Annotated in this window: 1 protein-coding gene; it reads right to left on the bottom strand. The window is 40.3% G+C overall.

Annotated features, from left to right (window positions below):
• Positions 1-343: 343 nt before the first annotated feature.
• Positions 344-817: a Dps family protein gene (locus IX315_RS09605; RefSeq protein ID WP_018358876.1), complete on the bottom strand. Its 474-nt coding sequence runs from the start codon at positions 815-817 to the stop codon at positions 344-346.
• Between the last annotated feature and the right edge of the window lie 155 nt (positions 818-972).

The raw sequence follows: 972 nt of genomic DNA on the forward strand, positions 1-972 counted from the left end.
TCGCCATATCTGAGAAATTTATTCCTAGGAATAAATAAATTTATTTGTACAGACAAATATTTTTATACCTAGAGAAAAATAAATTTATTCCTAGGAATAAATTTCTCTCCTCGCGCCATTTCCATTGGATAAGACCGCTAATGGCATTTTGTGGTTGCCATACTCGTGATGCGAGGTGGTACTATTTCTCTTTTTCTCTAACCTATTTTATCCTCTAGTATTTTTATTTCATGGATAGCATGAAAATAAAGAGGGTGTATCAAAACATCAGTTTTGACACACCCTCTTTGGCGTTGTCATCTCCCCAGTCCAGCGTAGCTATACTTGGGAGTGTCGTATGCGCTTACTTCATAAGCGCAGTAAACATCCAAGCCTGCTTCTCATGACCAGTGAGGAAACCAGTAATGAGATCGTCAGTAGTAGTGTCGTCTAGCTCATCAGCAAGTGCGAGTAGCTCTCTCTCCTGAGCAATCAGGCTCTTGATTGTAGCGAGAACATCCTTAACGATAGCTGTAGCATCGGTAGTGACACCTACCTCCTTGAGTGTAGCAAGAGCGGTAATATCACTGAACATACGTACCGGGGTGCCATCGAGCATCAGGATACGCTCTGCCACCTCATCAATCTGTGAAAATGCCTCATTGTAGAGCTCCTCTAGCTTGGAGTGCATACCGAAGAAGTGTATGCCCTCTACATGCCAGTGGTATCCACGTAGATTGGAGTAGTATACGTGCAGATTAGCAAGGTAGTTGTTGAGTGCCTTCACCATCTTCTCTGCATTCTCTTTCTTTAGTCCTGTAATGTTTATAACCTTCATAACTTCTCTTTTTTTTGTTGTTGTTGTAATTTCATTGTTACTCGACTTTTGGGATCTCTCCATGGAGTCTTGTATACAATACATTTCTCTTATCATTGTTATAACATCTTTAGTGTGCAAAATGTTCTGTGTTTTGATGTGTCTGGTTTATTATT

The sequence above is a fragment of the Porphyromonas levii genome, from assembly GCF_018206105.1.
Lineage (GTDB): Bacteria > Bacteroidota > Bacteroidia > Bacteroidales > Porphyromonadaceae > Porphyromonas_A > Porphyromonas_A levii.

Bases quoted from the DNA above. Each gene is read 5' to 3' on its own strand.
- IX315_RS09605 (WP_018358876.1), bottom strand. From the start codon at position 817: ATGAAGGTTATAAACATTACAGGACTAAAGAAAGAGAATGCAGAGAAG.